Below are 24,432 nucleotides of genomic sequence, written 5' to 3'. Positions count from 1 at the left end.
CGCGCCAGCGGGTAACGATGAATCTATGTAAAAACCTTAAAGATCGAGCACCAGCCGCGCGCTCCTCGCACGCGAGCAGCAAGGCGTGAACTGGTCGTTGCGGGCCCGCTCGGCATCGGTCAAGAACATGTCGCGATGCTCCGGTTCGCCCTCCAGTACGCGCGTGAGGCAGGTGCCACAGATGCCCTGTTCGCAAGACAGCGGGATGTCGATGCCAGCCTCCAGCAGCACCTGGGCAACGCTGAGCGCGGCAGGCACTTGGAAACACTGCCCGGTGCTCGCCAGTTGCACCTCGAACCCGCCCGCCTCACCCGCCGGAACAGCGGCGGCGGTAAAGTATTCACGGTGCAGTTGCGCTTCGGCCCAGCCCTGCGCGCGCGCCGTACCCAGCACGTGTTCCATGAAACCGTTGGGGCCACAGACGTACAGGTGACGGTCGGCGGCGGGCCCGGATAAAACCCGAACGGCGTCGAGACGCTGGGCCTCCTCCCCATCGTCCAGATGAACCTGCACGCAATCGGCAAATGTCGAACGGCGGATATATTCGATAAAGGCCATACGCCCGGCCGAGCGACCGCAGTAATGCAGCTCGAAAGGCGCGCCGATCCCCGCCAGGCGCTCGGCCATACAGAGGATCGGCGTGATGCCGATACCGCCCGCGAACAGCACGCTGTACCCCGCCCCATGCTCAAGCGGAAACAGGTTGCGCGGCTCGCTGATGCGCAGCCGGCTACCTTCGTGTACGTGCTCGTGCATGGCCTGCGAACCGCCGCGAGACGTCGGGTCGAGCAACACGCCCAACAGGTAGCGGTGGTGTTCTTCGGGGTGATTGCACAGCGAGTACTGGCGCACCAGGCCATTGGGCAGGTGCACGTCGATATGAGAGCCAGCACTGAAAGCAGGCAGCGTGGAGCCCTCGGCCGGGGCGAGTTCAAAGCTGTAGATGCCTTCGGCTTCGCCACGCTTGCGGGTCACAATGACATCGATCATCTCGGGACACCCACTAGCTGCTCAGCGGCAATCAATCGACGCAAAACCCGTCGGCAACGCACCGCCCCAGCATCGACGGGCAGCAACACAGGGTTAAGGCCAAGCAGTTCAACCTCGCCGATCTGGCGCTGTTGAGCCTCGACCATGGGTTTGTCTTCACCGGCAAAAATACCGATCAACATGTCCTGGACGAAGGCATTCAGCTGCGCATTGTCCTGCTCGAAACTGCGCGTATTGGCAAAAAAGTAATGGGTGTTCGTCGCGTCCTGCGGTGTCATCAGATGCAGGTTCCAAGTCACGGGCCCCTCTTCCCTGGGACGCCCTGGAGGCGTGGCGCCACTGCCCAGCAACATCAGGCCGGGTGCGTGCCAGATGACTTCGGCCCATACGTCTGCCCGGGTCGGGTCTTCGAGGTGAGCGCCGAAAGCCGGCGGGGGGACATCATCGGGCGCCCACCAACTGATGCGTACGCGATCATTGGGCAACTCTTCGATGGTGGCGCGCGTGCGTGACAACGCACCGCCACCGAGCGTATCGGGGTGCAGGAAATCAACGTGGCTCAGGTCCATGATGTTGTCGGCCAACAGCTCGTAATGCGCGCGCGTCGGCAAATACCCGTGGCCCTTGGCATCGGTCGGCGCCTGCTCGAAGAAGGAAAAATCAGGGATCAGTGCATCGTTGGCCAGGCTCGGATCGCCAGGCCACACCCAGATCGCCCCATGGCGCTCAGCGACCGCGAACGCACGAACACAGGCGGCCTTGGGGATACTCCCATCACCATGGGGATTGTGCGTACATTGGCCGCTGCCATCGAAACGCAAGCCGTGGTAAGGGCACTGAACGCTATCACCGACAATCGTGCCCATGTGCAGCGGGGCAAAACGATGCGGGCAACGATCGGCGAGCGCCTGAATCACACCCTGGCTATCGCGAAAGAACACGATGGGTTGCTCGACGATGGTTCTGCCCAGCATGCCACCTTGCGCCAGCTCGTCCGCCCATCCAGCGATGTACCAGGTGTTGAGCAAATAACTCATGATGTTCTCCTCGTTGTTCTTATTTTGTTGAAACGTCGAATGGGCAGGTCAGTGCTCAGGGTCTGCGGCCACCGCAGTGGGAAAACCAGAACCGCTGCCACGCAACCGAAGACAGGCCAGGGCTACCACCAGCTGTACGCCCGCGACGATCCCCAATGCCGCTGGCAAGGCGCCGATTACTCCTCCGGTGATCGCCAGCACCACCAGCGGGCTGGCGAACTCACCGGCAAAGAACATCGACGTAAAGCCCCCGGCGGCGCGGCCGCGCTGCTGGAAGTCGACCTGGCTCATGATCCAGGTGAGCAGGGTCGGCATCATCAGGCCGATGCCCAGGCCGTTGATCAGGACGGCGATCACCACCAGCCCGTGACTGTCGGCCACCGCCAGCAGCCCGCCGCCGATACCGGCCGCGACGAAGGCCAGGAGCATCTGCCGGTGCGCAGGGACACCACGAAACAGACGGAAACTCAGGGCGCCGACCAGTACGCCGAACTGACTGGCGCCCATGGTCAGGCCGATCTGCTGTGAGCCTTCGACATGCAGCAGGTTAAGCAGGTAACCGACTTGTACCGGCACGATGAACAGGCTCAAGCCCGCCAGGAATGCCAGGGCATACAACGGTGCCAGCGGGCGCCAGGGGAATGCCCTGCTCACTGTTGTCGCGGTGACGACCCGTGCCCGCGGCTCCCACAGCAACCAGACCATCAGTGGCAGAAACACCAGCCCCAGCCCATACAGCGCAAATGGGGTACGCCAGCCGTGTTCGCCGAGCACCCCACCGACGGCAATGAAGATCGCCGCCGATAACGAGGTCGCGACCATTTGCAGCGCGAACATGCGTTCACGTCGCGCGCCGCTGTAGTAGTCACCCATCATCGTGGTGCAGCAGGTCATGATCGCCGCCTCGGCCACGCCGATGCCGGCGCGGCTGATAACGATGACCTCCAGCGACTCCAGCCATAGCGGCAGTACGCCACAGACCGTGTAGAGCACCATCGCAACGATCAGCAACGGCTTGCGCCCCAGTCGGTCGGCGATGATCCCGGCCACGGGTGCCAACAACGCAATCATCAACGCCGGAAGCGTCAGGGCAATGGGCACCAGCACGGCCACACCCGGTGTGTCGGCGAAGTGTTCCTGCATACGCGGCAGGACGGGGGCCAGCAGCACCGCACCGAGCACTGGCAGGCAACTGCCGAGCAACAGCAACAATGATTGTGGCAAACCTGCCTGGCGCTCAACGCTCATCGTGCACCTCCGCAGGTTGCGCCGCGCAAAACGCCATGCCAAAGGCGCTCAGACCGGCGAAAAGGTCAAGCCATAGGGACCGCTGGAACAAATGCACACGAGGCATGGGAACGTCCTTTCTTGTTGTTATGACGCGACGGGATTGGCGTCTGTTATCGTTTGATCGCGCTCTGAAGTCAGGCGTAGCGAGTGCTTCACGCAAGCCCCCTCCTCGGCTACGGCAGGCATCAGCGGCAAGCTCGTCGAATGGCTGGGTTTGGCCTCGGCCGGCTCCTTACTCACCCGCTTGCTCGGCAACAGGAAGTGGGCCAGGGCCGGCAACAGGACCAGCGCACCCACCATGTTCCAGACGAACATAAAGGCCAGCAGCACGCCCATATCAGCTTGGAACTTGATCGGCGAAAACATCCAGGTCGCTACGCCGATCGCCAGGGTCACACCGGTCAGCATCACCACCTTGCCGGTGGACAGCAGTGCGCGGTAATACGCCTGCGACAGGCTTGTGCCCTGGCGCATATGACCGAGCAGAATGCTCATCACGTACAGCGCGTAGTCGACGCCGATACCTACACCGAGAGCGATTACCGGCAAGGTCGCGACCTTGACGCCGATGTTCAGCCAGACCATCAGCGCCTCACAGAGGATCGACGTGAGCATCAGCGGAATCACCGCGCAAATCGTGGCGCGCCAGGATCGGAAGGTGATCAGGCACAGCAGGATCACCGCGCCGTAGACCCAGAACAGCATTTCGCGATTGGCCTGCTTGACGACGATGTTGGTCGCGGCCTCGATCCCGGCATTGCCAGCGGCCAGGAGGAACTGAACGTCGTGGGTATTGTTCGCCGCGGCGAATTGTTCGACGTGATCCACCAGGCGGTTCAGGGTTTGTGCCTTGTGGTCGGAGAGGTAGACGTACAGCGTCAGCAGGCTGCAGTCTTCGTTGTACAGCCCGCGCGGCGCCCCGGCGGTGACCATGTTGAGCATTGCCTGGTTGTTCTGCAGCTCATACCACTTCGGGCTGCCTTCGCTCAGGCCAACCAGCATGCGGCGGTTGAGCAGTGCCAGGGAATTGGTCGAGTCCACCCCTGGCAAGGTACGCAACTGCCAGTCGAGGGCGTCTACCTTGTTCAAGATGTCATAGCGCGAACAGGCGCTGGCGGGGGTCTTGATCATGACCGCGAACAGATCGCTGCTGGCGCCGTAATGCCGGGTCAGGAATGCATCATCCTGGTTATAACGCGAGTCGGCCCGCAGCTCGGGCGCGCCCGCATCCAGGTCACCCACTTGCAATTGCAGGCTGACCACAAAACCGAGTGTCGCCAGCGCCAGGCTCACGGCTATGCACAACGCCGCCCACCGGCGCTGGGTGAACAGGTCGAGGAAGCGCCAGAACCCGTGGCGATTGTGGCCGGCTAGTTCGGCGTGCTCGCTTTTCAGACTCAGTTGCGCAGCGCGGCCGCTGACCCCGACATAGGAAAGCAAGATAGGGAGCAAGATCAAATTGGTGAAGATCAGCACCGCCACACCGATACTGGCGATCATCGCCAGGTCCTGGATCACCTGGATCTTGATGATCATCAGCACCGCGAAACCGACCGCATCACACAGCAGCGCGGTGAGGCCGGCGAGGAACAGACGGCGGAACGTGAAGCGCGCGGCGACCACCCGATGCATGCCGCGCCCGATGTCCTGCATGATGCCATTCATCTTCTGGGCGCCATGGCTCATGCCAATGGCAAACACCAGGAACGGCACCAACACCGAGTAGGGGTCCAGTTGATAATTCAGCAGCGGCAGCAAGCCGAGCTGCCAGACCACTGCCACCAAGGAGCAGAACACCACCAACAGGGTGCTGCGAGTGCAGCGCGTGTACCAATACAGCACGATCGTGGTGATCAGGATCGCCACGGCGAAGAAGATCAGGATCTGCCGCAGACCAGCAATCAGGTCTCCGACTTTCTTGGCGAAACCGGTGATGCGGATATCGATGCTGTCGCTCTGGTATTGGCTGCGCAACGATTCCAACTGTTGCGACAGTTGGCTGTAGTCCAATGGTCTGCCGTCGGGGGTCCGCTGCAACAGCGGTACCTGGATGATGCTCGATGCCTGGTCGAACGCCACCAACTGACCGATTTCGTTGGACAGCTGCACGTTGCGCCGCAATGCCGCAAGGCTCGCTGCGCCGCCATCGTAGTTATCCGGAATGACTGGCCCACCTTCCAGGCCAGCTTCTGTCACCGCCACCCAGCGTGTGGCTGGCGTCCAGAGTGACTTCATGTACGCACGGTCGACACCGGGCAGCAGGTAGATCTTGTCGCTCAATGCCTGCAGGGTCTTGAGGTAGGCGCTGTCGTAGATATCGCCTTGCTTGTTGACCACTGCAATGCGCACCGCATTACCCAGCCCGCTCAACTCCTTCTGGTGCTCAAGGTAGTTGGCGATATAAGGGTGATGGGTGGGGATCATTTTTTCGAAACTGGCATTGAGCTCAACACGGCTGGACTGCCAACCCAGCACCAGCGTGGTCGCGAGGCACAGCAGCAACACCCACAGCCGGTGATTGAACAATGCTCGTTCGAGCACCGAGCCGGAGCGCGGATCAAAGTCATCGAACGCATTCGCAGGGGACTGGAAAAACTTACCAGGGGACGTCATAACCTCACTCCGAAGCGGCAGTGGCTGGCTGCGCAAGACGCTGCAGCCCGGTGAAACCGGCAACGATCAGGCTGCCATCGGCGGCCTCGATCACACTTGAAACAGGCTTGTCCAAGGAGTTGCCCAGTGGCAGCAGCGCCGCCCCGGTCTGCTCGCTGTTGCGAAACAGCGTGCCACCCTGGTTGACCAGCAGCAGTTGGCCGTCGGCCAGGCGGGTGGCGTCGTTGAACGTGATGGGGGCGGGCACCGACAGACGCTGGAAACTTGCGCCAGCGTCTTCGGAGATAAAGGCATTACCCTTCAGGCCGGCGACCACCAGCGCGCCATCGACACGACTCTGCAGTGTGAAGAAACTGCCTTCGTAAGGGCTTTCCAACTGATTGAACGACAGCGCATCGTCGTCCGAGCGCGCCAGGTAGCCCTGCTCGCCAGCCAGGAACCAACGCCCGCCCTGCCGACTGATAGCGTACAAATGCATCCCGTTCGGGTTGGCGATATGCCCCATTAGCGACTGCCAGGTGGCGCCACCATCGGTGGTCTGCAGCGCCAAACCGTAGGCACCGACGATCAACCCGCGGCGTGCATCGACGAACTCCAGCGCCAGAAAGGGTTTGTCTGGACCATCGGCGACCAGACGCTCAGCATTTTGTACCCGTATCAGGGCGGCATCCGGGTCGGCTGCGGTGATCTGGTCCGCCTTGGCGGCGTCCAGTTCCAACTGTGCAACACGCACGCCATCGAGTTGCAGCGTCCAGTGCTCACCACCATCCAGAGTCGCCAGCACCACGCCCGCATGACCGACCGCCCACCCCTTTTGCGCATCCACGAACCGCACCGCCGTCAGGCTGACCGAAACCGGTACCGAAGCCTGATGCCAGCTTTGCCCATTGTCGTCGGAGAGCAGCACCAGGCCGCGCTCGCCCACGGCCACCAGACGTTTGCCGGCCCGTGCCAGATCGATCAATACGGCGTTCTGCGCAGCCGGTACCCGCATGGCCGGGGTATTGAGCGGCACGCCCACCGCAGCCGAGCCGGCCAGGCATTCGCTCGTGGCGAAGGGCAAATACAGGACCAAGAGCAACGCGCTCGCCTGACGGATTCTGTTCATAACCTACCTCGGACAAATACTCGTATCCCAAGGGCAGACCGACAGGCCTGCCCTTCACTCTCGGCTCAGATCTAGCGCACGCCGCGCCCCGCCATCGCTGCTGGCGAGAACTCCGAGGCCTTGTAGCGATCAACCGCGTGATACTGTTCCGGCAATCCGGCATAGAGGTTCTGGATAAACCATGCGCCGGAGGTCAGGTCATAGAAACCGGCAGACAGTTGCACCAGGCCTGGCAGGTCGGGCAGTACGGAAGGCAGCGACCAGAGGGTCTTGGCCAACTGGCCGCTGGCATCCCAACGGTCGCCGAGCAGGGCTTGCCACGTGTCCTCGTCGAGGTAATAACGGCCTTTGGGCAACTGGTGGCGCTTGCCGGCGGCCAACGTCGACTCGACCACCCAGACGCGGTGCAACTCCCAACGCACGTAATCCGGGTTCAGATGGTGCTTGCCTAACAGGTCCTGCGGCTGGGCCGCGTTCTGCGCCTTGTTGGTGTTGTAGGGAACATACATCTCCTGCTTGCCCACCAGTTTCCAGTCGAACCGGTCGGTGCGCCCGCCCCACACGAACAGTTCGTCGAAGGACATGACCCCAGCGGTGGACGGCGTTGGTGTATCGCAGCAGGCATTGGGCAACGTGCGCACCCGGCGTTGACCGGCCAGATAGACATGCGCCTGGGATTTGTCGCCGTTGATGTTCTCACGCCCCAGGATCTGCTCACCGGCACGAATCGCCGGGCCGGAATTGACAAAGTGCACCTGCCAGTAGTCGCCCGAGTAGTTTTCAGGGCCGCCCTCCTTGAAGTAGTAGGGCATCTCCTGGGTCAGCAGGCCGTCGCTGGTCATCACCTGGTTACCGTCGGCAGTCATCAGATAATGGCGAAAATGCCCCGCCACCGAGGTGCCGCGCCAGTTCAGCAGGTGGTTCCAGATCGCTTCGGTACCGTTTTGTGGAATGGGAAAGGGGATCCCACCATAGGCGCCGTCGGGGATCAGGCCGGCGCTGCTGTCGACCAGTTTGGCGCGGGTCGCATTCTTGAACGTGTTGTCATAGACCCACTGCGGCGCGGCCGCCGTGCGCCGGGTCGGATAGACATCGATGCGATAGGTGTCCGGAAAACGCTTGAACAGCTCCTTGGTGCCGTCGCTGAGCTTGTCGGCGTACTTGGCCACGTTCTGGGCGGTGATGCTGAACAAGGGTTTGTCCGCGGCAAACGGATCGCCGCGCTTGCCGCCCGGAACATAGGCCGGATCGACCTTGGTATAGCCACCGTCCCAGGCCGGAATGCTGCCGTCGGCATTGCCGGCTTTCTCGGCACCGAAGGGCGTCAGGGTCTTGCCCAGCGCGGCCGCTTGTTCGGCGCTGGCGGCCACGGCCATCGGCGCGGCGGCGACCAGCAGGGTTAAGCACAAGGCCTTTAGAGTGAACTGAATGGTCATGCGCAAATCCTCTTAGAACGTGGTCTTGACGGAGAAAGCCAGGTAGTCCCGGTCCTTCAACGACTGCTTGTAATTGAATTGGTTGGCGGCGTTGAGGCTGGTGTCCTCGGGACCATAGAAGTGGGTGTAGGTCAGCCCCACGGTCACTTGGTCCAGGTAGGTGGCGGAGACGCCAATGTTCATGTCGCCTCCTCTATCGGGGCCGAACCCGCTGATCACCGCCGACTTGCCCATGGGGAAGTAGCTGATGCCCACCGGCACACTGATATCCACGCCCGGGAAAAACTGGCGATAGGTGGGCGTGTACACCAGCTTCAAGCCCAGGCCGTCATCGGTGGCGTTAGGGTCCAGGGCCGCGCGATTTCTGGTCACGGCCAGCAGACGGTTCCAGGCGACCTCCCCGACCAGGCTGGCTTCATTAGCGACGAAGGAAGGCCCCAGCGATGCCAGGACGTTGAGGTTGACGTGAGCCGTTCGGCCGACGGCGTACAAGGCGTCATCGTTGTTGTCCGCGTCGACGCCCGCCAGGACGGTCTGGGCGTTGGATACCAGCGGCATGTTCCAGCGCATCGATGCCTCGCCGGCAAAGCTGTACTCGTTCACGGAGGTCGCGAAACTGGCCCCGAGGACCCGGATATCTTCGGGGTAGACCCAGGAATATTCGCCGACTTGCCCGGTACTGAAGTTCGGCCCGGCGGCATTCGGTTTCAAATACAACGAGGGCGTTTTCTCGTGATACTGCAGCGCATAAAGCCCGTAATCCGTCGTCCCGGTGTTGTACTTGAGTTGAAGGCCGCCCTGGCCGGAGTTCCTGGCTTTTTTGTCCTTGCCATGGAAAAACGCAGCCGGGCTATTGGCGTTACCGCCAAGGAAATCCGGGAACGGCGCGCCGGTGATCAGCCTTTCATTCCCATCACCGATAGTATCGCTGGTGGAGAAATAGCTGCCGGCGCCCGGCAAGCGGGTGGCTTCCCACTCCAACTGATAGAAGGCGCCCAATGACACATCGTCGGTCAGTTGGTAGGCGGTCGAGAGCTGGTTGACCGGCCGGGTGATTTCCTTGAACTGGGTGTTGGGCACCGATTGCGCCTTGACCACGTCCACCGGCGCCATGGCCCCGGCAATGCCGTTGCCGCCGAAGAACAGGCTCTCGCCCCAGATCAGGCCGTGGCGCCCCGCGCGAACCGATAAGGCACGGTCGGCCAGCTCACCGTTCCAGTAGACAAAGGCATCCAGCAGTTCACCGTCACCACCGTGCAATTGACGAGTATCGCTGGTGAATTCGTCAAAGCCCACCGAACGCTGGTTGGCACTGGCCGCGTCGTGATTGTCGTTGCGTTCCTGGTAGACGGTGTCATACCAGGCGGCACCGCTCACCCGGGCACCGAAGTTGTGATAACCGATGTCCAGTTCAGAAAGGATATCCAGGCGATTGGAGATCAGCCCCTTGCCGAAGTTGTGATCACCGTCATTCTGGTTCAACGCCGTCTGCCCCTCGCTGAGTTTGCTGCTGGGCTCCTTCAGGCGCCAGGCCGCGCTGTACTTCAGCGTGTTGTCCCAGCGTAAGCTGAGATCGGGATTGCCGGTGTCGATCTGAAACGCCTGGGCTGCCGAAGCGCCAAGCCCCAGGCTGGCCGCAAGGGTCAGGGTGAAGGGGACGCGCCGCGACGCAGCTAAGTTGCGAGTAGCCATCGAAGTAACCCTCTTTATTATTGTTGTATGTCAGATCTTCTGGTGAAACCGCGCCCGCACTCCATCCGGGCCAAGCCTGCACAGGCATGAAACTTCCATGGGAAAGCGAATTTGGTTTTGTCGGCGCCTCAGATAGGCTCTGCCGTGACCTCGAGCATCCGCCTGACCAGACCAATCCGGTCGAAGCAGCGGTCGTGGGCCATTTCCTTGTCACCGGCCAGCACTGAGCTTTCGCTGATGAATTTGCAGCGTTCATAACGGCGCGCCATAAAGCGTTCGAGCTGCTGTTCGACGCTGCCGCCGGCGACTAACTCTTCGCCAAGCACCACGGCATCCTCGATGGCCATGCCGGCACCCTGACCCAGATGCGGCGTCGTGGCGTGCACCGCATCGCCAATCAGCACAACACGGCCGCGGTACCAGGGCTCGCTGACGAACACCACCTCCAGCGGCTTGTAGACCACCTGGTCGCTGTTGGTTATTTGCTCGCGCAGCTCGCCGATCAGCCCGGTGAAACCACTCAGGCGTTGGCGCATCTGGGTGGCCAGCGTGGCGGCCTCCATCCTGGGGTTGACGGGCTCATGGGAGGTCATGAACAGATACATCTGGTCATTTCCCAGCGGCACCAGCCCGGCATTGCCGGCGGGTCCCTGGAAGGTGGCCAGATGATCGATTCCAGCGGCGCGTGGAAGGTTGTAGCGCCACACCGATTGGCCGGTGAAGCGCGGCGAGTACTGCTCGCCGAACAGCAAGCCGCGCATTTTCGAATACAGGCCATCGGCACCCACGACCAGGTCGTAACGACCGCGACTACCATCGGTGAACAGCACATCAACGCCCTCGCCCACCTGCTCCAGCGCCTCGACACTCAGGCCCAGACGAATCGAGGCACCCAAGGCCATGGTGGTATCGCTGAGGACTTGATGCAGGGCCAGGCGCGAGATGCCGACGTTGGCTGGATACTCGGGGCCGGCCAGGCGCTGGCCAGGAATTCGCGCCAGCTGTTCACCAGCAGTGGTATTGATGGTCACATCTTCGAACGCGTAGGCGGCGTCCAGGTAGCCATCCAGCACACCCAGCTTGGCCATCTCACGCACGACGTTACTCTGTTGGATGATACCGACGCCGTAGACTGTCCACTGCGCCTTGAGCTCGACAAGATCGACTTCGATTTCCTGGCGCCGCAAAGCGATTGCGGCGCATAGACCACCGATACCACCGCCGACGATAAGTACCCTTTTCACTGCGCTCATGCTCGTCTCACTCTTATTCTTGTTATTCACGCCAGCGTTCTGCCGGAGCGATCCCAGGCTTTAACACCGGCTGTGTTTGCACGCATTCGGTACCGCGTTGTGTTCACTTTCTCGGCAAAGCAGGCGTTTGACTAATCGCATGTAGGGATACGATGTATCAGCAACTGCGATACGTTAATCAAGTTGCATACAGCTCCAACTGACCCGCTTCGAGCACCAGCCATTCGGCCTCTGCATGCCATTGCAGCGCACTCAGGCTTTCCCCCAGGCACGGTCCGTAGACGCATAGGCCACTCTCCGGAAGGAACCGGGCACCATGGGCGTAACAGACGATCTGGCGGCCATCGACGCTGAGGAAACGATCCTTGCGGTACTCCAGGCGCACCTCCAGGTGCGGGCAGCTGTTGCGATAGACCCGCACTTCGCCGTCATGGCGAAGGGCGAACACACTGTCCTTCCCCGTGCCCAGGGGATCGAACCCGCGGGCCAGCCCTTCGACCAACTCATCCAGGCGACAGAGCACAATCGCGTCGTGACTCATGGACGACATCCGCATTCAGGCCTGCTTGGGCGGCGGGCCGCTCGGAAACCATTTTTCCCTGGATGTGAACAGGAACAATTGTGAGTTGTCCGCCGACAACGGCGCCTGGCGCGCTTGCCAAGCGTCATCGTGCTTGTCCATGTCAGCGTCGTATTCGATGTGACAGCCCAGCGGGCTGTTGAAGTACCAGAACCAGTTGGAACCGAAGAGGTGACGGCCCGGCCCCCAGAAACTGGTCCAGCCTTGCTGCTCGAAGCGGCGCCCGGCCAGCAGCACTTCCGTGCCGCTGCCCATGTGAAAGGTGAAGTGCTCGCAGCCCTTCATGTGCGGTGGCGTCTGGATCATGAACAGGCAGTGATGGTCATCGGAACCGGCCGGACGCATGAACGGGCCGGCGCCGACAAAGGTGTCGGTGGTCACGAAGCCCAGGCGCTTGTAAAAAGCCTCGGCCTTGGTCGCATCCGGCACGAAATACACCACATGGGACAGAGTCCGCGGCAAGGCCTGCATGTCGGGGTTGATACCAGGTTGGTTGACCGGCCGTTGAGGGGCATGGCCCGGGGCATTGGTCAGGTCGGCTGGCGCGCTGTACGCACGCCGCACGCTGATCTGGAAACCAATGGCAAACCCCATATCGTCCACGCTGTGCACGGAGCCATCGGCGCCACGGGTCACCGGGCGATCGCGCTCCAACTCATCGGCGATGGCCTCAAGATCAGCCACGCTGGCTACGCCATAAAGGGTTTCACGTATGGAAGGAGCCGGCCCGATGGCCGGTGGCAGGCTGGTATCGTCTGCCCGACGGATAATCACGGCGGTGCCGTCGAGGGCTTCAAAACGACCGCCCTCGCTGTCGACATCGACAGGATGCAGGCCGTAGTCACGCAGGCAATGGGTACAGGCTTGAATATCGTCGACACCAAAAATCAAGGCATCAAGGCCAATGATGTTCATTGAGTTACCACTCCATTGTAATTATTCAGCGCAGGCCAGCACCCCTGCTACGGGAACCGTGCCAGGCGGAGCGCTGCCGAGGCGGGTCTTGGAGTCGATAAAGCGTCACGGCCAACCGACTGTGGGCTGATACTGAAGGGGTACAAACTCACTGACTAATCGCTTGTCGGGATGCAACCTATCGGCAAATGCGATACCTGGCTGCACCGAGCCAACGACGGGGGAGCTCGAATACCCGTCGGCCAATCCACCCCCTCAAGGGACTTGACGCCGTGATAGGAACGCCGGAAGGTATTTACAAAATAAATACAAAAATCGAGACCGCCATGCGTTTTAACCACTTGGATCTCAACCTCCTGGTGGCGCTGGATGTGTTGCTGGAAGAGCAGAACATCACCCGCGCCGCCGAACGCCTGCACATGACCCAATCCGCCACCAGCGGTGTACTGGGCAGGCTGCGCCTCTACTTCGAAGATGAGCTGCTGGCGCAGGTAGGACGCAAGATGCAGCCCACGCCTTATGCCCGTGAACTGGCGGCACCGGTGCGCCAGGTGCTGCTGACGATCCAGTCCTCGATCACCGCCAAACCGGTGTTCGACCCCGCCACCAGCAAGCGCCATTTTCGCCTGATCACGTCGGACTATCTGATCAGCGTCCTGTTTGCCCGGGTGATCCAGAAAATCTCCCTGGAAGCCCCGCACATCACCTTCGAACTACTCGGCCCCGGCGACACGTCCACCGAAATGCTGATGCGCGGTGAGGCCGACATGATGATCGTGCCTGAGCACTATCTGATCGAAGGCCACCCCTCGCAGCTACTGTTTGAAGAAGAGCATGTCTGCGTCGTGTGGGACGGCAACACTTTGGTGGGCGACAGCATCAGCCTCGATCAGTACATCGAGATGGGCCATGTCTCGGTGATTTTTGGCCGCAACCGGCAACTGAGCGTCGAAGAATGGCTGATGAGCCAGTATGGTTTCACGCGCCGCATGGAAGTGGTGACCCATGACTTCAACACCCTGCCACAGTTGATCGTCGGCACCCAACGCGTCGCCACCATGCTCCAGCGCATGGCCAGGCTCTACGCCAACTACCTGCCGCTGCGCATCGTACAACCACCGGTGAAAATCCCGGTGATGCGTGAGTTCATGCTCTGGCATCGGACCATGGAGGGGGATCCGATGCACCGTTGGCTGCGGGCGAAAATCAGTCAGATCATTAACGAGCTGGAGCAGTAATGGCTGCCGTAGCCTGGAGGCGAGTCAGGTACGGAAGTGCCCGACGGCTGCTTTGAGCTCGCCGCCAACCCGTTGCAGGTCGGCCGTTGAGCCTTGCAATTTCAGGCTTTCCCTGGCGCTGCCTTCGGCCACTTCCCGCACCCGCGTCATACTCTGGCTGACTTGCTCGGCCACCACGCTCTGCTGTTCGGCGGCCGCGGCGATCTGCTGGTTCATGTGCTCGATGCTGGACACCGCCCGGGTTATCCGCGCCAGTGCCTGGGAAGCTTGCGCCGCAAGCACCACCGTTTCATCGCTCAGCACATGGCTGCCTTGCAAGCGCTCGGCGGCGTGTTGAGCCACAGCGCTCAGACGAACGATCAACCCTTCGATTTCCGTGGTCGAACGCTGTGTACGCCGCCACGCCCCTGTTCGCCTGCCCGCGCGGCCTCGATGGCGGCGTTGAGCGCCAACAGGTTGGTCTGCTCGGCCACCGCCTTGATCACATCGAGCACGCCTCCAATCGCCGCGCTCTCCACCAATAGCGACCGCATGGCTTCAGCGCAACCGCCCATTTCCACAGCCAAATGGTCAATCTTGTCACTCGCCTGACGCACCAACTCATCTCCCTCATGCGCCTGTTGGTCGGCATGCGCCACCGCTTCGCTGGCTTGACCCGCGTTGCGCGCGACTTCCTGCGCTGTGGCGGCCATCTGTTGCATGGCGGTGGCGGCCAGCTCGGTTTCTTGGCGTTGGTGTTCGACACCACGGCTGTTGCTCAGGGTCACTTCGGCCAGGCTGCCAGCCATGCCGTTGAGCGAGCCAACACCGCGGTCGATGCGCCCGACCAGTCCACGCAGGCTGCCCAGCTCATCGCGACGGCCACTGTCTGCCGGCGGACCGCTCAAGTCCCCCGCCGCTACGCGCTGGACCAACTGCACAGCGTGGCGCAACGGCTGCACAATCAAGTGACGGATCAGCAGGCTAGCGCCAATGCCCAAGGCGAGCGCCAGAACGGTGATCAAACCCAATTGGCGATCGGCATCGCGATTATCGTCCAGGACCGCCTGCCTTTGCTGTTCATCGGCCTGGGCCAGCAGCTTGCTTACCTGCTCGGTTTGAGAACTCATTGCCGCACTACTTTGCGCACTTTGCTCACGGCTGTCGACGAACTCGAGGAAAGCCTTGCGGTAGTCGCCCAGGGCAGTGTTCGCCTCCTGCAGCGACTCGCCTTGCTGCTCGCCAAGCACGAGCGCCTGCATAGCGGCCAGCAGGTCACTCATGCTCATTTCCCAATCGCTGCGGTATCGCTCCTCGCCATCGAGCGAGTAGTACAGCTCGCTATCACGCAGCTTGGCGAGCTTGTCCCGCAACGCGCCGTCTGCTCAAGCAATACCATCTGATCGCTGCTCGGCGGCGTCCCCTGCCCCAACCGAACGTTAAGCGCATCCAGTTGGTCCAGAAACAGCAGGATAGAACTGTCGCCAGCCGTCTGCGCCCGTACCTGCATGCGCAGGCGCGCTTCGCGAGCCCGACGCAACGAATCGGCATAGCCGAGAAACTGTTCCAGATAAGTGCCGGCGACCGTACGGATGGTGGCGCGCGCTGCGCTATTGGTCGGGTGATCATCGAGTTGCTGATTCAGTTTGCCAATCGTCTCGCGTACCTGTTCCAGGCGCTGCGGAGCCAGATCCAGGGCGAATGCCTTCTCGGCAATACGGGCATTCAGGATCAGGGCCTGGATCGATGACTCCTGGCGCGACAGCTCACCGCGCTCCTGCAATACACCCAAGGAACGAAAAGCAGTGGCCGCCCCCCCCAGAGGTAGGTATCCAGATTTGCTGCTTGAACGGTGATTAGAAAACCCTTAGACCAACGGTACACATGGCTCTATCTGCGTTCGCAATACCTACCATCCCGACTCGCGATTGGCCAAACAATCCTCCTCCCCTTAGCCTGCTTCGAACCGTCAGGTCTGGTGATCCCCGCTCCGGACCTGGTCGCCCGCTTTGCTTGCACAAGGACAATAACAATCATGTTTCGCTACTTCCCGACCAACTACGTGTGGAATCTTTCCGTCGATCTGGCCATTGAAATGGGCGCCCGTATCGGCGAAATCGAAGAAATGTGCGCGCCGCTGCAGGAAGCCGCCAAGCAACCGGACGCCGCCGGCAGTAAGGCTTTTCGTGAGACCTGGGCGAACATGGCCGACAAGCTGTGCGGCCTGGCTGAAGAAGACGAAAGCAAGGGTCGCATGTTGTCCGCCGGTGAAAAATACAACCGCGCTGCGACCTATTACTTGAGCTGCGAACGCCTGCAGGCCCACGGTGCCCCTGGCCGCACGGAGCTATACCAGCGCTTTCTGAACACGTTCCAACGCGGTATCGAACTGGCACGAGAAAACTGCGAGCGCGTTGAAATCCCTTACGAAGGCAAACACATTTCCGGTCTGCTGGTCCGTGCCGAAGGTGTCAGCGGCCCAGCGCCGATCCTGGTGCAGGTAAATGGTCTGGATTCCACCAAAGAAATGAAATACCGCGTCGGTCTGCCCGCCTGGCTGGCCAAACGTGGCGTTTCTTCTTTAATCATCGACCAACCCGGCACCGGCGAAGCATTGCGCCTACACAACCTGACCGCGCGCTTCGACAGCGAACATTGGGCCAGCCGCGTGGTGGATTGGCTGGAAACCCGCGACGATGTCGACGCCAAACGCATTGGCCTGGAAGGTGTGTCGCTCGGCGGATACTACTGCCCGCGCGCGGTAGCCTTCGAGCCGCGCTTCGCTTGCGGCGTGGTGTGGGGCGCCAACCATGACTGGCGTGATGTACAGAAACGTCGCCTGGAAAAGGAAGGCAGCTTCCCGGTGCCGCATTACTGGTCGCATGTGTCTTGGGTCTGGGGGGCCAAGGACACGGACGAGTTCATGACCATCGCCGAGAACGTTCATCTGGACGGCATCCTGGACCGCATCAATGTCCCCTTCCTGGTCACCCACGGTGAAAAGGATTCGCAGATTCCATTGAAGTGGGCCCACCGCACCTACGAACAGTTGGTCAACAGTCCAAAACGCGAGCTGAAAATTTTCACCGAACGTGAGGGGGGCGTGCAGCATTCGAGCTTCGACAACAGTATCAATGCCGGACAATATATCGCCGATTGGGTGGCTGAAGTGCTCGGCGGTCGAACGGAATGACAGATGCTTAACTTGTTAGACTCTCGGCTGGTATTGGCCCGGCGCTACTCGCGAGGTTGCTTCTCCATTAGTGGGATCTTGTGAGCTCCGATCGCTGGGCTTAAACCTCAACTCGACCGGCAACATGGCAAGTGAACCTTTTCCAGATAATATTTCCCTGGCTGACCCTGCCCCCAAAGATCCAGACGATTCGCCCAGTCCTGCATCATCGTCCGGCGCTGCTCGACATATTCCGCATGGTTGTAAGCCGCACTTACCTCATCCGGATCAGCATGAGAAAGCTGTGCATCCACCCATATCTTTGGATATCCGATCTCGTTCAGCGCCGTCGAGATCGTCGCCCGCGTCCCATGGCCCGTGAGTTGATCGGCGTACCCCATCCGGCGTAACGCACCATTCAGCGTGTTCTCACTGATACGCTTGCTCAGGTCGCTTCGATGCGCAAACAAGTAGCGCTGCGCGGGAACAACCTGGTCCAGCAAGTGACGCACAATCTCCAGCGCCTGAACCGACAGCGGGACAATGTAGGGCGGTACATTTTGAATCTGCTTACCTGGCTTCCGCATCGCTAACTGGAGCTGCTTTACCACTTCCGCCGGTATGACCCACAAGCGCTTCTCCAGATCGAACTGGTCGGGTGTCGCCAACCGTAACTCACCCGTGCGGACACTGGTCAGCAACAACAACCGAAGGCCAAGCCGTGTTTGGTTGGCACCGCCGTAATTCGAAGAGCAACCATCAATCCCGGAAGCTTGTCCATACGAAGAAATGGGTTGTGCGTAACAGGCGGTTTGGGGAGTGCGACAACGTCGAGGCCTGAAGCGGGGTTGTGTTCCAGCCCCTCAATATTCACCAGCGCATAGCAGAACAACTGGTTGAACCAGGTCCGGCATTTTTCGGCTGTCGTTAAGGCCTTGCGCTGTTCGATCCTGCTCAGTAAATCCAGCAGATCGTGGCGACTGATATCGTAGATGGACCGTCCACCCAGTACGGGCAAGACGTCTTTGTTGAAGATTCGCAAGATCTGCGAGAGCGTGCTCTGGCGCCCTTCCTTCAGGCTCAGCCTGCGGAACTCTACCCACTGATTGAACACGGCCTCAAAGGTGTGCTCTGCCGCAAAACGAACAGCACGACGCTGCTGTTTACGGTGCTCATAGGGATTGATGCCTTGGGCGACCAAGGCGCGAGCCTCATCACGTCGGGCACGGGCTTCTTTAAGGCTGATTTGCGGATAACTACCGAGAGACATGCGCTTCTGCACGCCCGCCCAGTAATATCGGAAACGCCAGATTTTCCCACCGCGGGCCGTCACGTTGAGCGCAAGCCCGTCCGTGTCGCCTATCGTGTAGTCATTGCGGTAATTCGGGCTTGCCGAACGTTCGTATCTGAGAGCGCCATCGCGAGTTCCTGAACAGAGTCAGGGCTAGATGCTCATCTCGCTATCCAAGCTGCTCCAGCAAAAAACCGATTCAGTGCACATCCAAATCCAAGATCCTCATTCGGGACTTAAATCGGGACTTAAAAGCACTGGATGGAGCTGGATTTCAGTGGTTCCCGCAGAAACGAAAAAAGGACCCGAAGGTCCTTATTTCAATCACTTACAGAATTCAGTGGAACTCTGTAGCGCAATATTTGGAGCGGGAAACGAGACTCGAACTCGCGACCCCGACCTTGGCAAGGTCGTGCTCTACCAACTGAGCTATTCCCGCTTGGTGATGCGCATTCTATAGAATCCTCAGCACCCGTCAACCCCTTGATTCAAAAAAGTTTTATTTCTTTTCAACGGTAGTGCGCAGATGCGGCCAGGCGGCGCGCAGATATTGGAGCATCGACCACAGGGTCAGGCCCGCTGCGATCAGCAGCAAGGCATAGCCAGTCAGTACCCAGAACGAGAAATCCGATGGGTTGGCCAGCAGGATGACCAGCGCCAGCATTTGCGCGGCGGTTTTCCATTTGCCCATGTTGGACACGGCCACGTGGGCACGGGCGCCGATTTCGGCCATCCATTCGCGCAGGGCCGACACGACGATCTCGCGGCCGATGATCACGGCGGCCGGCAGGGTCAGCCACAGGTTCCCGTGCTCCTGCACCAGCAGGACCAGGGCGACGGCCACCATCAGCTTGTCAGCCACAGGGTCGAGGAACGCGCCGAAGGGCGTGCTCTGCTCCAGGCGGCGCGCCAAGTAACCGTCGAGCCAGTCGGTGGCGGCCGCAAAGGCAAACACTGAACTGGAGGCCAGATAACTCCATTCGTACGGTAAATAGAACAACAAAATGAAAATCGGGATGAGCAGGACACGTAGAACGGTAATCAGATTAGGGATATTCATCGGCACAACTGGCTACGAGGTGGAAAGGCATTCTATTCGCTATGCAGATTCGCATAAATCAGCTCAGCGAGCTTTTTACTGATACCGGGTGCTTTGGCTATCTCGTCAATGCTGGCACGGGACAGCTCCTGCAAGCCACCAAAATGTTTAAGCAAGTCGCGACGCCGCGTCGGCCCTACCCCTGCCACCCCTTCCAGGGTTGAGGTTCGCCGGGTTTTGCCACGACGGGCGCGGTGGCCGGTAATGGCGAAACGGTGGGCTTCGTCGCGAATCTGTTGAATCAAATGCAACGCGGGTGAGTCGCCCTTCAAAGTGAACTCATGGGCGGCATCATTCAAGTACAACGTCTCGAAACCCGCCTTGCGCGTCGCGCCCTTGGCCACGCCCAGCAGGATCAGGTCCGGCACCGCCAGCTCGTTGAGCACATCACGGGCCATCGACAACTGGCCCTTGCCGCCGTCGACCAGGAGGATATCCGGCAACTTGCCCTCCCCGTCCTTCAACTTACTGAAGCGGCGCGTGAGGGCCTGGTGCATGGCGGCGTAGTCATCGCCAGCGGTGACGCCTTCGATGTTGTAGCGCCGGTAATCGGACTTGATCGGCCCTTCCGGTCCGAACACCACGCAGGACGCCACCGTGGCCTCGCCACTGGAGTGGCTGATGTCGTAGCACTCCAGGCGCTGGGGCGGCTCTTCCAGGTTAAGGACTTCAGCCAGGGCGTCAAAGCGGGCGGCGACGTGCTGCCGGTTAGCCAGGCGCGCGCTCAGGGCTTGCTCGGCGTTGGTCACCGCCAGTTGCTGCCAGCGCGCGCGGGTCCCGCGTACACGGTGGCTGATGTCCAGCTCGCGGCCGCGCAGTTCGTGGATCGCTTCGATCAACGCGGGGAAGTCTTCGTGCACCACATTGACGATCAACTCCGACGGCAGGTCGCGCTCGGGGCTGCTCACATAGTACTGGCCGAGGAAAGCGGCCATGACTTCGGCGACTTCCTCGTCGATACCGGTCTGCGGAAAGAAGTTCTTGCTGCCCAGCACCCGCCCACCGCGCACGCTGATCAGGTGCACACAGGCACCGCCGGGGTTGACGAAGGCCGCGATCACATCGACGTCGCCGGTGCCGCCTTCCATGCTTTGCTGGTCCTGAACACGGCGCAGCAGCGAAATCTGGTCGCGCAGCTCGGCGGCCCGTTCAAAATCCAGGGTACTGGCCGCCTGCTCCATGGCTGTGGAAAGCTCATCGGTGAGCGCATTGCTGCGTCCCTCGAGAAACATCACCGAATGGCGCACATCCTCGGCGTACTCCGCCGGCTCAACCAGCCCCACACAGGGCGCCTTGCAGCGCTTGATCTGGTACTGGAGGCAGGGCCGGGTACGGTTCTTATAGAAACTGTCTTCGCACTGGCGCACAAAAAAGGTTTTTTGCAGCAGGCTCAGGCTTTCACGAATGGCCCCGGCGCTGGGATAAGGCCCGAAGTACTTGCCCTTCGCCTTCTTCGCCCCACGGTGAATGCTCAGGCGTGGGAAGTTACCGTCGGATAAAAACACATAGGGATAGGATTTATCGTCACGCAGCAGAATGTTGTAGGGCGGCCGCCATTCCTTGATCAGCGTCTGCTCAAGCAGCAGCGCTTCGGTTTCGTTGGCGGTGATGGTGGTTTCGACCTGGGCGATACGCGCCACCAGGGCGGCGGTTTTCGGCGCGAGACCGGTCTTGCGAAAGTAACTCGCCAGACGACTCTTGAGGTTTTTGGCTTTACCGACGTAAAGCAGGCGCGCCTCGCTGTCGAACATGCGGTACACGCCAGGGCGGCCACTGCAGGTTGAGAGGAAGGCACTCGGATCAAACGGTGTGGTCATGTCAGGCGCTGGCGTCCACCATGCCGTGGCGCACCGCGAGCAAGGTCAATTCGACATCACTGCTGATGGCGAGCTTCTCGAAAATGCGATAACGGTAGGTGTTGACGGTCTTGGGCGACAGGCACAGCTTGTCGGAGATCGCCTGCACCTTCTGGCAACCGACAATCATCAAGGCAATCTGGATTTCCCGCTCCGACAGCGCATCAAACGGTGAGTCGCTGGTGGGTTGGAAGGACTTGATAGCCAATTGCTGGGCGATCTGCGGGCTGATATAGCGCTGGCCGGCAAACACCAGGCGAATGGCCTGCACCATTTCCGCCAAGCCCGCACCTTTGGTGAGGTATCCCGCAGCGCCGGCCTGCAGCAAGCGTGTCGGAAACGGATCTTCCTCGCACACGGTCACCACCACGACCTTGATGTCCGGATGGCTGCGTAGCAATTTGGTCGTAGCGCCAAGACCGCCGATCCCAGGCATCTTGACGTCCATCAACACCACATCGGGTTTCAACTCCCGGGCCTTGATCAGGGATTCCTCACCTGACTCGGCCTGACCGACTACTTGCAGGCCATCGATGTCAGCCAGCATTCGTGTAATACCTGTACGAACGAGATCATGGTCATCGACTACTAGCACCCTAATCAAGCAGACACCTCGCGAAATGGTCTTATAGGTTGCTGAACACCTTAGCAAAAAACCAAGGCGCAGACCTAATAGCACGCGTCATATAGAGAGAGATTGATTGAGCGATAGCCATCCGCCGAGCGGCGGATGGCTCAATTGCTGGGCAAGGCGTCAGGAATCCTGGGGCTGTGGCTTGGCTTTTCCATTCATCGCAATCGAGTGTTCAGCCAACGTTGAGGTCAGGCGACGGATTGCAGCCTGGTCTTCCTTGAACATTGCGCGATAGTCCCCGAGAACTTTCTCTTCGATCTGGCTCAAATTCTCCCATTGAATGGGCGTGGCTGCGCCAGTCAATACGTACAGCACATCCACACCTCTTTCGGCGACACGAGACAAGTAATCGGCCTTAGGTGCACGCCCTCCACTTTCGTATTTACCTTGTGCGTTGGCTTCAACACCCCCGATCTCACCAAACACTTTTTGCGACAAGCCAAGCCGCTCTCTTTCTTGCCTTAAACGCGAACCGATTCCACTCATTTGGATGTATGATCCTATTTGGCACACCCCGAGAGGTGACACGCTCATCTCTTTATTAAACAAACTTGAACGGTTTTGAACTATGCCCGGAATCCGTACCGCTGCACAAGCCAAGGCCTGGCTGGAACATCAGGGAAAGTCAGTTCAAGCGTTCGCCCGTGAACATGGCGTTGATCCGGCAACCACCTATCAAGTGCTCGCTGGGCGCAAAAAGGGACGGCGTGGGGAGGCCCATAAGGTAGCGGTCCTTTTGGGCATGAAAGAAGGGATCATCCTTGCTGAGACTGCAGGCCTGAACAACGATCATGAAATCGACTGAGACCAGTATGCGCTTATAAGAAATAGGTGCACGTTTTAGCTTGAGCGACAAACACGCTCCATACGCCAGAAGCAGTCGTCTTCACCAACGATGCTGAACCCCATGCGCTGATAGAGGCTTCTGGCCGGGTTAGTCTTGAATACGGTCAAACGCAACAGTCCCAGCACCTGCGCCTTGAGCGCCATCTGCTCCAACACCCAGCTACCCGCGCCTGATCCGCGATACGCCTCCAGCATATGTAACTCGCGAATATAGAGGGCCCGACTGTCGCGGCTCAGACTGATAAAGCCGAAGACGCTGTCGTCCCGGCAAATCAGCCAGTTTTCCCGGCCGGCCCAGGCCGTATCGAAACCTTCGTTAGACCACCACAACCCATACTCCACATAGTAGCGAGCCATGGCCTCGTGGGTCAGCTTCCGGGCAAATGGAAGGTCCTGGTCCGTTGCCGCGCGCAGGTGAAACGCCATTTACAGAGCCATCACTTGGCTAGCCCAACGCCCGCCATCGCGGCGAGCAATCAGCAACGCATCGCCCACGCCAGGTACCGCGGCAAGCAAACTGCCATCGGCGGCCCAGATCGCACTGCGACCGGCGCAGGCCCAGCCACCCGAAGGACCACCATGGTTGGCCATCAACACCAGCAGGCCATGTTCAGCGGCATAACCTTGGAGCAGCGCACTGTCTGTGGCGTAGCCGCGCTCACTGATCAACACGCCGGCGGCATACACCGTGGCGCCCGCTCGCGCCGCGGCACGAGGATGACTGGCATGGGAAAAGTCTGCGCACACCGCCAGCGCAACCCGCTCATCCCCCCACTCAAGGGCCGCACCGCCCTGCCCTGCAACGAACACAGCCTCTTCGCCGGCATGCAGATGCTGCTTGGTGTAGACCGCCAGGGAACCCTCCGCTCCCAGCACCAACGCACCGATCAGCACACCCGCCTCGGGCGTCAGTCGGATCGGCATTCCCACCACCGCCGTCAGTTGCAGCTCACGCGCCATCTCGCGCAGGGGCGCCAGCACCTTGTCCTCTGGCGCAATCGCCAATTCAGCGGCCAGCGACGGCTCATACCCTGTCAACGACAACTCGGGGAACACCAGTAATTGCACACCCTGTTCCGCCGCCGTGCGCATAAATGCGAGGTGCCGTTCAATATTGGCTGGGACATCGCCCGCGATGGAAATGGATTGAGCAGCAGCAAGGGTGAGGGCAGTCATGGTCGCGTCCAAGCAATCAGTATCAAAGTGCAAACAGCATATCGGCACTCACCCCATAGCCGTAAGTCCCCCACCGCAATAGAAATTACTGATTGAATCTCCCTGCGTGGCTCGAGTAAGCTCCCCCCATACATTTGGAGACACACCATGTTGCAACTCACCCACACTCAGGTTTGCCCTGCTGCCAGCGCCCAGCGCTCGGTGTCGGCTACCCGTGTGAACGGTTC

The 24,432-nt window shown here is 60.4% G+C and carries 20 protein-coding genes, 1 tRNA gene and 2 pseudogenes; 3 read left to right on the top strand and 20 right to left on the bottom strand.

Going from position 1 to position 24,432, the window contains the following annotated elements; translation table 11 throughout:
* Positions 1-36: 36 nt before the first annotated feature.
* The 10 genes from M2397_RS22295 to M2397_RS22250 form a co-directional block, all read right to left on the bottom strand.
* Positions 37-990, bottom strand: a complete 954-nt coding sequence (locus M2397_RS22295; protein ID WP_259244423.1) for a PDR/VanB family oxidoreductase — start codon at positions 988-990, stop codon at positions 37-39.
* Positions 987-2,027 carry an aromatic ring-hydroxylating dioxygenase subunit alpha gene (locus tag M2397_RS22290; RefSeq protein ID WP_259244422.1) on the bottom strand — a complete coding sequence of 347 codons (1,041 nt, stop codon included), beginning with the start codon at positions 2,025-2,027 and terminating at the stop codon, positions 987-989. The genes M2397_RS22295 and M2397_RS22290 overlap by 4 nt, the downstream gene beginning before the upstream one ends.
* 48 nt (positions 2,028-2,075) lie before the next feature.
* The gene (locus tag M2397_RS22285; RefSeq protein WP_259244421.1) at positions 2,076-3,275 is read right to left on the bottom strand and encodes an MFS transporter; all 1,200 of its coding nucleotides are present in this window, start codon (positions 3,273-3,275) and stop codon (positions 2,076-2,078) included.
* Positions 3,276-3,401: 126 nt separating this feature from the next.
* A complete protein-coding gene (locus tag M2397_RS22280; RefSeq protein ID WP_259244420.1) occupies positions 3,402-5,930 on the bottom strand; it encodes an RND family transporter in 2,529 nt (842 codons plus the stop codon).
* A 4-nt stretch (positions 5,931-5,934) separates the two neighbouring features.
* A complete protein-coding gene (locus tag M2397_RS22275) occupies positions 5,935-7,038 on the bottom strand; it encodes a YCF48-related protein (protein WP_259244419.1) in 1,104 nt (367 codons plus the stop codon).
* A gap of 71 nt (positions 7,039-7,109) precedes the next feature.
* Positions 7,110-8,474, bottom strand: coding sequence for a DUF1329 domain-containing protein (locus M2397_RS22270; protein ID WP_259244418.1), 1,365 nt, complete (start codon positions 8,472-8,474; stop codon positions 7,110-7,112).
* A gap of 12 nt (positions 8,475-8,486) precedes the next feature.
* Positions 8,487-10,166, bottom strand: coding sequence for a DUF1302 domain-containing protein (locus M2397_RS22265; protein WP_259244417.1), 1,680 nt, complete (start codon positions 10,164-10,166; stop codon positions 8,487-8,489).
* Between the two features lie 128 nt (positions 10,167-10,294).
* Positions 10,295-11,419 carry an FAD-dependent oxidoreductase gene (locus tag M2397_RS22260; protein ID WP_259244416.1) on the bottom strand — a complete coding sequence of 375 codons (1,125 nt, stop codon included), beginning with the start codon at positions 11,417-11,419 and terminating at the stop codon, positions 10,295-10,297.
* Positions 11,420-11,597: 178 nt separating this feature from the next.
* A complete protein-coding gene (locus M2397_RS22255; protein ID WP_122810341.1) occupies positions 11,598-11,960 on the bottom strand; it encodes a Rieske 2Fe-2S domain-containing protein in 363 nt (120 codons plus the stop codon).
* 15 nt (positions 11,961-11,975) lie between these two features.
* On the bottom strand, positions 11,976-12,914 hold the full coding sequence (locus M2397_RS22250; protein WP_259244415.1) for a VOC family protein: 939 nt from the start codon (positions 12,912-12,914) through the stop codon (positions 11,976-11,978).
* A gap of 326 nt (positions 12,915-13,240) precedes the next feature.
* On the opposite strand from M2397_RS22250, the gene M2397_RS22245 reads away from it, so the two are divergent.
* On the top strand, positions 13,241-14,152 hold the full coding sequence (locus M2397_RS22245) for a LysR family transcriptional regulator (protein WP_045156204.1): 912 nt from the start codon (positions 13,241-13,243) through the stop codon (positions 14,150-14,152).
* A gap of 24 nt (positions 14,153-14,176) precedes the next feature.
* On the opposite strand, the pseudogene M2397_RS22240 reads toward M2397_RS22245, so the two are convergent.
* Both M2397_RS22240 and M2397_RS22235 read right to left on the bottom strand, forming a co-directional pair.
* Positions 14,177-15,261, bottom strand: a pseudogene (locus tag M2397_RS22240) (methyl-accepting chemotaxis protein).
* A gap of 155 nt (positions 15,262-15,416) precedes the next feature.
* A complete protein-coding gene (locus tag M2397_RS22235) occupies positions 15,417-15,923 on the bottom strand; it encodes a hypothetical protein (RefSeq protein ID WP_259244414.1) in 507 nt (168 codons plus the stop codon).
* Positions 15,924-16,166: 243 nt separating this feature from the next.
* Here M2397_RS22235 and M2397_RS22230 point away from each other — a divergent pair, with 243 nt between their 5' ends.
* A complete protein-coding gene (locus M2397_RS22230) occupies positions 16,167-17,324 on the top strand; it encodes a S9 family peptidase (protein WP_259244413.1) in 1,158 nt (385 codons plus the stop codon).
* Between the two features lie 161 nt (positions 17,325-17,485).
* Here the strand turns inward: M2397_RS22230 and M2397_RS22225 are convergent.
* The 6 genes and pseudogenes from M2397_RS22225 to M2397_RS22200 form a co-directional block, all read right to left on the bottom strand.
* Positions 17,486-18,722 (bottom strand): annotated as a pseudogene (locus M2397_RS22225) (tyrosine-type recombinase/integrase); the annotation flags it as partial.
* Positions 18,723-18,957: 235 nt separating this feature from the next.
* Positions 18,958-19,033, bottom strand: a tRNA-Gly gene (locus M2397_RS22220).
* Positions 19,034-19,093: 60 nt separating this feature from the next.
* Complete coding sequence (gene pgsA / locus M2397_RS22215; protein WP_027603207.1) at positions 19,094-19,654, bottom strand: CDP-diacylglycerol--glycerol-3-phosphate 3-phosphatidyltransferase; 561 nt, start codon at positions 19,652-19,654, stop codon at positions 19,094-19,096.
* 32 nt (positions 19,655-19,686) lie between these two features.
* The gene (uvrC, locus tag M2397_RS22210) at positions 19,687-21,510 is read right to left on the bottom strand and encodes an excinuclease ABC subunit UvrC (RefSeq protein ID WP_131698885.1); all 1,824 of its coding nucleotides are present in this window, start codon (positions 21,508-21,510) and stop codon (positions 19,687-19,689) included.
* 1 nt (position 21,511) lies between these two features.
* A complete protein-coding gene (gene uvrY / locus M2397_RS22205; protein WP_010566015.1) occupies positions 21,512-22,153 on the bottom strand; it encodes a UvrY/SirA/GacA family response regulator transcription factor in 642 nt (213 codons plus the stop codon).
* Between the two features lie 150 nt (positions 22,154-22,303).
* Positions 22,304-22,669, bottom strand: coding sequence for a helix-turn-helix domain-containing protein (locus M2397_RS22200; RefSeq protein WP_131698886.1), 366 nt, complete (start codon positions 22,667-22,669; stop codon positions 22,304-22,306).
* Between the two features lie 82 nt (positions 22,670-22,751).
* On the opposite strand from M2397_RS22200, the gene M2397_RS22195 reads away from it, so the two are divergent.
* Positions 22,752-22,988 (top strand): DNA-binding protein, encoded by a 237-nt coding sequence (locus M2397_RS22195; protein ID WP_131698887.1) that lies wholly within the window; start codon positions 22,752-22,754, stop codon positions 22,986-22,988.
* Between the two features lie 35 nt (positions 22,989-23,023).
* Here M2397_RS22195 and M2397_RS22190 read toward each other — a convergent pair whose 3' ends face one another.
* Entirely contained in the window at positions 23,024-23,455 is a 432-nt protein-coding gene (locus tag M2397_RS22190) for a GNAT family N-acetyltransferase (RefSeq protein WP_131698888.1), read from the bottom strand.
* A complete protein-coding gene (locus M2397_RS22185) occupies positions 23,456-24,205 on the bottom strand; it encodes a carbon-nitrogen hydrolase family protein (RefSeq protein WP_259244412.1) in 750 nt (249 codons plus the stop codon).
* Between the last annotated feature and the right edge of the window lie 227 nt (positions 24,206-24,432).

The organism is Pseudomonas sp. BIGb0381 (assembly GCF_024809815.1).
Classification (GTDB): domain Bacteria; phylum Pseudomonadota; class Gammaproteobacteria; order Pseudomonadales; family Pseudomonadaceae; genus Aquipseudomonas.
The sequence above is the reverse complement of the archived record's forward strand: the minus strand, read 5'-3'. Positions and strand labels throughout refer to the sequence as shown.